The sequence below is a fragment of the Leptotrichia sp. oral taxon 879 str. F0557 genome (genome assembly GCF_000469385.1).
Taxonomy (GTDB): Bacteria; Fusobacteriota; Fusobacteriia; order Fusobacteriales; family Leptotrichiaceae; genus Leptotrichia; species Leptotrichia mesophila.
The window spans coordinates 20,468-27,696 of record NZ_KI271297.1; the positions used below are offsets into that span (position 1 = coordinate 20,468).

9 protein-coding genes are annotated in these 7,229 nt (G+C 31.4%); all 9 read right to left on the reverse strand.

Going from position 1 to position 7,229, the window contains the following annotated elements:
- Positions 1–191: 191 nt before the first annotated feature.
- The gene (locus HMPREF1552_RS02950) at positions 192–1,526 is read right to left on the reverse strand and encodes a hypothetical protein (RefSeq protein WP_021743582.1); all 1,335 of its coding nucleotides are present in this window, start codon (positions 1,524–1,526) and stop codon (positions 192–194) included.
- 310 nt (positions 1,527–1,836) lie between these two features.
- Positions 1,837–2,196: a YbaN family protein gene (locus HMPREF1552_RS02955; protein WP_021743583.1), complete on the reverse strand. Its 360-nt coding sequence runs from the start codon at positions 2,194–2,196 to the stop codon at positions 1,837–1,839.
- A 30-nt stretch (positions 2,197–2,226) separates the two neighbouring features.
- Positions 2,227–2,742, reverse strand: coding sequence for a flavodoxin family protein (locus tag HMPREF1552_RS02960; protein WP_021743584.1), 516 nt, complete (start codon positions 2,740–2,742; stop codon positions 2,227–2,229).
- Positions 2,687–4,051 (reverse strand): coproporphyrinogen-III oxidase family protein, encoded by a 1,365-nt coding sequence (locus tag HMPREF1552_RS02965; RefSeq protein ID WP_021743585.1) that lies wholly within the window; start codon positions 4,049–4,051, stop codon positions 2,687–2,689. The genes HMPREF1552_RS02960 and HMPREF1552_RS02965 overlap by 56 nt, the downstream gene beginning before the upstream one ends.
- Positions 4,052–4,057: 6 nt before the next feature.
- Positions 4,058–4,837 carry a DUF2470 domain-containing protein gene (locus HMPREF1552_RS02970; protein ID WP_021743586.1) on the reverse strand — a complete coding sequence of 260 codons (780 nt, stop codon included), beginning with the start codon at positions 4,835–4,837 and terminating at the stop codon, positions 4,058–4,060.
- Between the two features lie 45 nt (positions 4,838–4,882).
- Positions 4,883–5,527, reverse strand: coding sequence for an ABC transporter substrate-binding protein (locus tag HMPREF1552_RS02975; protein WP_231370740.1), 645 nt, complete (start codon positions 5,525–5,527; stop codon positions 4,883–4,885).
- Positions 5,479–5,745 (reverse strand): hypothetical protein, encoded by a 267-nt coding sequence (locus HMPREF1552_RS12730; RefSeq protein WP_021743588.1) that lies wholly within the window; start codon positions 5,743–5,745, stop codon positions 5,479–5,481. The genes HMPREF1552_RS02975 and HMPREF1552_RS12730 overlap by 49 nt, the downstream gene beginning before the upstream one ends.
- A gap of 18 nt (positions 5,746–5,763) precedes the next feature.
- Positions 5,764–6,564 carry an ABC transporter ATP-binding protein gene (locus tag HMPREF1552_RS02980; RefSeq protein WP_021743589.1) on the reverse strand — a complete coding sequence of 267 codons (801 nt, stop codon included), beginning with the start codon at positions 6,562–6,564 and terminating at the stop codon, positions 5,764–5,766.
- Between the two features lies 1 nt (position 6,565).
- The coding region (locus HMPREF1552_RS02985; RefSeq protein WP_021743590.1) for an iron ABC transporter permease at positions 6,566–7,229 on the reverse strand (664 nt) is incomplete at its 5' end.

The following is a 7,229-nucleotide window of genomic DNA, read 5'->3' on the forward strand; positions in this document are numbered from 1 at the left end:
GTAGTTTAATTTTAAATAGGTTTGAGTATATTTTATAATAAATAACAAAAAACCGTCTTATTTGATTAATTCATTTAAAACGGTTTTTTCTATTTTAAGTAATAATAATTTTAAAAATAATCTTAATACCAAATGCTCCGACGGATTAGTTTATGGTAGACTCTGTTTAAAAAGTGAAAATTATATTTTAATTATTTGAAAATATTAGGTTTTCTTTTTTTCTCATTTTCAAATAACATTTTTATCGTATTCGTATTTTCCTCTTCATAATTTATTTCCAGAACTTCCTTAATTTCATTTCCAAAATAAATCATTTTTGCCTTATTCATTATTGCCTTTGTCAGTTCAAAAATATTATTCTGTGTCAAAATCTTCTCTGCCATCTCAAAACTTTCCAGACTGTTTAAATGTGAATCAAATGCCATTTCAATCATTGCTCGTGCATATCCTAAATCTGCAGAGCTTTTTAGATATTTAAAATAGTTATCCTGTAAATTTGTTTCTGTTTCAGAAAATTTTGGATTTTGTAATTTTGAAAGTTTATAGAAAGATTTATAATTCTCATTTTTTGAAGATATTTCGTACCAGTTTATCACATCATAAAGATTATTTTGATGTTCACAGTATTTTCCAAGCTGATAAGATACTTCTGAACGTATTTCTCTTAAAAAATTATTTTTAAAAATTTCTTTTAACTTTTTATATTTATCAGATTCTGCGAATTTTCCATAAAATTTAGCTATTTCTACATTTCCATATTCGTTGTATTCAACGGATTTTTTATAAAATTTTTCTGCTTTTTCTATTTCTCCCAATGTCTCAAGATTTTTAGCATTTTCCACAAACTTTATGTATTCCCTGCTCTTTTCATCTCCGAGCATACATTCGACATTATATAAAATTTCTTTTGTTAAATACAAAATCTGGCTTTCATTCAGCAGTTTATTCTGAATTTCCTTTATTTTTTCAGCATCATTTCTCCAAAAATAATATTTGGCAAATTCATACAGATTTTTAGCACTCTCGCCGTATTGCAACAAATAATAAAAATATCCATCTATTTCCCAGAAATTCTGTTCTCTAATGGCAAAATAAAATAGCTTCATAACAGACTCCTCAGAAAAATTAAAACTGGTAACATACCAGTTTCTAGCCAAGTTTATATTTCCGCTCTTTTCCTCTAATAACCCTAAATAATACCCAGCCTTTATAATCCCATTTTCAAAAGCAATATACAAATTGCTCTCTGCCTTGCTCAAATCCCTCTCACAAAAATAATAATACTTCCCAAGCTCATAGTACCCCATCCGATGAAGCCCCTTCATCTCTTCCAAAACACTTCTCGCCTTTTTAAATTCTCCCTTTTTTATAAAATCATTAACTTTTTTAACATTCTGATTGTACTCAAATACATTCTCCTCTTCATTTACCACACTTTTCGTCTTTTTTTCCAATTCCTCCAAAGTCCGAACATTTATAAAAATATTTCCAAGTCTTTGATTTATACCTTTTAAATAATTTTTCATCTCTTTATTTTCCCCAATTTTTGTTTACTAATTTTTTTGTTATTATATCATATTTTAAAAAAAATTTATTCTTAAGTATTATTTTTATTTGAAATATATCAAGTAATCATTACTAATAAATATTTTTTATAATTTTTAAATTTTTTCTTTATTTAGTTTTCTCAGGAATGCTTATTGCCACAAATCCTGCACCTACGACTAGACTACAACTTTTATTTGAATTTATAATGACTTTATGAAATGAAAAATATAATAAAAATAGCATCAAACAAGTTAAGGATGCAAAGGAAAGACATTTGTTTCACTTGTCTTAAAATTTTGTTTTTATTTTAAAAATAAAATAATAATATTTAAAAACTTCCAGCAAAACAAATATGCCTCTTACATAAGGATTACTAAATTTAATTATTGGAAATAGCATCATTCCACTTGAAAAAAGTAATATTCCTATTTTAACTTTTAAACTCATACTTCTGTTTTTTTCAAAGTCTTCCAGATGGTTTTTATACAGCTTTGTTGATTTGAACCATCTGTCAAATCGCCTTGAGCCTTTTGCAAAGCAGAAGCTAGCTAATAATAAAAATGGTGTCGTCGGCAACCCTGGCAGAAAAGCTCCTATAAATCCCAACGCTACTGCCAGTAATCCTACAATTACATAAATTATTTTCACAATTTACCCCCCTTATTTTTATTCTTAATTTTACAATCCTCCAAATATTCTCTTAGCATTTTCAATATCCTTTTCGTCTGGATGTTTTGCCGCTTCTGCCCATCTAGCTTCTCTTTCTGGAGTTGCTGCAAAAGGCCCCGCTATACCTTGTTTTGTCATTTTACGAAATTTATTTATTAGATCAGGATCAATTGCACCTTGACATACAAATGTTTTTTCTACAATGTTTCCATTTTTTTCCAGCAATTCTCTAACCTTTTGTACGCATTTTTTGGCTCTGTCTGTTTCGGGATTTCCGCCCATTGTTAGAAAAAGTCCAAGTTTTTTATTTTTTAAATTAGTCAAAAACTCTTTGGATTTTTCATCAATCTCGCCTTTGTCAATCCAGCCACCAATAATAATTTTCTCAAATTCATTCATATTTACAGTGTTTATTTCGTTTACATCCACTATTTTTTTATCTGTATCCTTTAAGACTGAAAAAATGGCATCAGCTATTTTTCTTGTGTTTCCTGTTGATGTGGAAAAGACTACTAGACTTGACATCCTTTGCACCTCCTAAACATTTTTTTAATATTGTTGCACTTATGTTATTTCCCCAGAAAATTCCTTCCGGCGTGAGTTCTGTGTAAGTTTCATGAATTTTTAAATATCCTTTTTTTTCAAAATTTTCAAAAATCTTATAAATTTCATTAAGCATTTCATCGGAAACATATTCTTTTAATTTGTCAAAATAAACTTTCGGATACTGTAAAAGTCCACTTATTCGTTTCATCTTCATTTCATTTTCATCTGAAGAAATCGCATAAAATGCCTTGTCCTGACTCAATCTGAAGATTTCAAAATTATCAATTTTTCCGCCTGCACCTACTCCAATCGGCAGAATATCCTTCCCTTGATGTGTATTTCTTATATATCTATACTCATCTCTTCCTTTTCTGATAATTTTTGTATGCTCCATCACTTCATATTCTCCACTTTCAAGCATACTTTTGAGAAAAGCATCATGCAGTTCAAAGTCTTTTTTCAGTTCATAATTCAACTCCAATGTGTTATTTCGTATATCCTTAGACATTTGAGAGCCTTCATAAATCATAAGCGAATAAAAACTTGTGCTATCTATTTTGAGATCCTTCACGATTCTCGCATCTTCCAGCACTTCCTCAACTGTTTCATTGGGATAATTGTAAATTATATCAGTACAAACCATTCCACTAAAACTTTCTTTAAGATTTTTCAACCTTTTTACAGTTTCTTCCTTTAAAAAAGTCCTGTTCAGAATCTTCCTTCCTCTGTCAGAAAAAGTCTGAATTCCAACACTTAGCCGATTTACTCCACCTTTTTCTAGAATTTTTATTTTTTTTGGATTTAAGTTGTGCAATGTTGTTTCAAGTGTAAATTCACAGTCGTCTGTTAACGTAAAGTTATCATTTATAGCCTTTAAAATTCGTTCCAGCTGATGCTCCTTATAAATAGTTGGCGTTCCACCGCCAAAGAAAATTACATTTATTTTTTTACTTTTCATATAAGGCGTCTTTCCGTATTTTTCAAACTCTGAGACAAGAAAACTTGTGTAATCTTCCAAATCATTGTCAATCTGCTTTCGATTCAAGTTGCAAAATGAACAGATTTTATCGCAGTATGGAGTATGGACGTAAATTGTTCCAAGTTCATTTTCCGCAGGTTTCTCCATTCTTTCCAGCAACTCTTCTTCTGTTCCAAATTTCTTATTTTTCCGAAAATAATCTGACACAATCCCTACCGAATCATTATGTGACTTAAATCTTTTTGGGAAAATTCCCTGCTCCTCTAGATTTGGCTCTGAAATTTCATCTTTTCGCATTTCCTTTGGCATTTCTTTTCAGCTGTTTTCCGACGCTCCCAACATAACTTCCACAACTCTTCTATCCTTTGTGATGTCAAAAGCCTGTCTAGGTCCTTTCACATATCTTCCACTTGTCAATTTTGCTCTTACCAAGTGAAAAACTGGCACATTTCTAGTCATTTGTATTGAAAAGTCATTTTTCTGAAATTCGTCCAAAATTTCGTTATAGTAATCATTTTTTTCTAAAAATTGAATTTCTGCATTATATATAACTCTTTGTCGCATTGACGGCACCATTGCCTGTCCTTCATCCTGAATAAACAGCAAACTTGCTTTCCCATTTTTCTTAAAATTTTCAAAATATGCTTCTGTTTCATTAACATATAAGTAACTGTCCCCGTGATACTTAAAAAATGGTGCATAACTTGCATTCGGCTCTCCTTCTTCCGACACAGTTCCAATTATAACCGATTTAAAGTTTCCGATAAAATCACTTATTTCCATTTTCATTTTTTCCTCTTCCTGGTGCCCCTTGTCCTTGTAATGTTCGGGTGCAGGCACATTCAAGGCTTTTCTCGAAATTTTTGCCATCTTTATCATTTCCAGATGGATTCCTTTAAAATCAGTCTTTTTTGTAAATTCGATGTTAACTCTCTCATTTCCATTTACAAGCAAAGTCATCCCCTCTTCATTCACATCAATCAGTTTTGCTTCCTTCACATCTTCTCTCTTACAAAAATGCCTTACATACAAAGGCAAAACATCCCCATGATCGTTATTCATATGATCCAAAATTCTTTCTATGCTTATATCCATTTCTTTACTCCTTCTATTTTAATTTAATAAATTTTCCTCAGAATATTACTTTGTAACTGCTTTTGCAATTTCTTCAATCTGATCAATAGTTCTTGGTGAACCTCTTAAAATCTGTGATGAATTTACAACAATAAATTTGTTATTTTTTATTGCATTTACGTTTTTTAACTGTGGATTTGTAGCCACAATTTGAGATGGATTTGGTAATAATGTAATTATGATGTCTGGATTTTCCTTTATTATAAATTCAGGCGTTACAATCGGATTTCTCCCCTTTTGATTTTCTGCGATATTCTTAATATTCAACAATTTCATTATATCATTTGGTAAATTATCGTTTCCAAACACCATAAGCGGTGAAGCTGACATAACAAACAGCCCTTTTTTATTGATTGCTGCCATCTTTTTAATTTCTTCCAGCTTTGCTCTTTTTTCAGCAATTATTTTATTTGCTTCATTTTCTTTCCCCAGCATTTTTGCTACTTCCATAAAATTGGTAAATATTTCTTCTATCGAATTTGCCTGAATTCTTTTTGCTTCAATGTTATTTGATTTAAGCCCATTATTAAGGTTGTCATCTGTAAGAGCTGACGTTATAACCAAATCAGGCTTTAAGGTAATTATTCTTTCAAGCGATGGCTTTATAAAAGTTCCCACACTCTCAAGTTTTGCGACCTTTTCTTCAGGCACACCTTTGAACGCTCCAAATTAGCAACTCCCACGATTTTATCTTCTGCTCCAAGCATATAAATCATTTCAACAGTCGCAGGATCCAGCACAACAATCCTATTATATTTTTTATTTTCCCCCTTTTTAGCATTTTCATCATTTTTCTTTGCACAAGAAATTATAAACATTGAAATAATTAGCAATGCCAAATAAAAAGAATTTCTTATTATTTTTTTCATTTTTCCAATCCTTTCCTATTAAATTTTTTTAGGTATTACATACAAAAATCCGCTATTTTCCACAATTTCACATTCAAATCCATAAATTTCAGAAAAAATCTCCTTTTTGTAAAGCTCCTTTGGACTCCCTGAATATGCAATTTTTCCATTTTTTAAAAACATCACATTATCACAATACATTGAAGCCAGATTCAAATCATGCAAAACCATAACAGCCGTAATCTTTTTCTCCTTCACAAAATCCGATGTAAGCTTCATAATTTCAAGAGCATAATTCATATCCAATGCAGAAGTCGGCTCATCCAGTAGAATAATCCTCGTTTCCTGCACCAATGCCCTTGCCAGCAGAACACGCTGAAATTCTCCACCCGAAAGTGAAAAAATCGATCTGTTCCTAAATTTTTCAAGCCGTAATTTTTCCAAAATCTCATTTACCTTCCGCTCATCTTCCTTATCAAACCCAATCCATTTATTCTTAATATGTGGCGTACGTCCCATATAAATCATTTCGATTACACTTATCGGCATATTCAAAGCCGACTTTTGAGGAACAAAACTTATTATTTTTGTCATTTCCTTATAACTATACAAACTGATATTTTTGTCAGAAATCTCAATATTCCCAGTTTCTATCGGAAAATATTTCAAAATCATTTTCAAAAGTGTCGATTTCCCACTCCCATTGGCACCAAGAATCCCAACAAATTCACCTTTTTTTATATTTATATTTAATCCATCAATTATCTTTTTTTGGAAATTATCATAACTAAAACTTACATTTTTTATCGAAATTTCTGAATTATTATTTTCACTATTCATCCTATCCACCTTTTTTCCTTCTTATCGCCAAATATAGAAAAAATGGTGCTCCAAAAAATGAAGTTACCACTCCTATCGGAATTTCTGTTGGTGCTAAAATTGTACGTCCAATCGTATCACAAATCAGCAAAAACAGTCCTCCACCCAATGTTGCTAAAGGAAGCAGCCTAGTATTACTTCCACTTTTTAGTACAAGCCTTACCGTATGCGGTGCAATAAGCCCAACAAATCCTATCATTCCAGTAAATGCCACAGAAAATCCAACAATCAGTGCCGAAACAATCAATAAATTCCTTTTTAGCTCATCCACATTCACTCCAAGCGAATGTGCCTCTTCATCCCCACTCATCAGCAAATCCATCTCATATCTTTTTAAATAAAAATAAACGACAGAAACTACAAGCGGTATCATAAGAACTCCAATTTTCAACCAAGAAGCACTTCCCATATATCCCATCATCCACGTTACTATTCTAAAGGAATCCTGCCCAATCAGATACATACTGAACGACGTAAATGCCCCTAAAAAAGACGAAATCGCAATCCCAACAATTAAAAGTACAGCCACATCCGTCCTAGTCCTGCTTCTCGAAATCCTAAAAATTATCAACGCCACGATAACCGATACAATAAATCCACAAATTCCATACATAACATCAGGAAAA

Bases quoted from the DNA above. Each gene is read 5' to 3' on its own strand.
- HMPREF1552_RS02980 (WP_021743589.1), bottom strand. From the start codon at position 6,564: ATGAATAGTGAAAATAATAATTCAGAAATTTCGATAAAAAATGTAAGT.
- HMPREF1552_RS02960 (WP_021743584.1), bottom strand. From the start codon at position 2,742: ATGTCAAGTCTAGTAGTCTTTTCCACATCAACAGGAAACACAAGAAAA.
- HMPREF1552_RS02950 (WP_021743582.1), bottom strand. From the start codon at position 1,526: ATGAAAAATTATTTAAAAGGTATAAATCAAAGACTTGGAAATATTTTT.
- HMPREF1552_RS02965 (WP_021743585.1), bottom strand. From the start codon at position 4,051: ATGCCAAAGGAAATGCGAAAAGATGAAATTTCAGAGCCAAATCTAGAG.
- HMPREF1552_RS02970 (WP_021743586.1), bottom strand. From the start codon at position 4,837: ATGGATATAAGCATAGAAAGAATTTTGGATCATATGAATAACGATCAT.
- HMPREF1552_RS12730 (WP_021743588.1), bottom strand. From the start codon at position 5,745: ATGAAAAAAATAATAAGAAATTCTTTTTATTTGGCATTGCTAATTATT.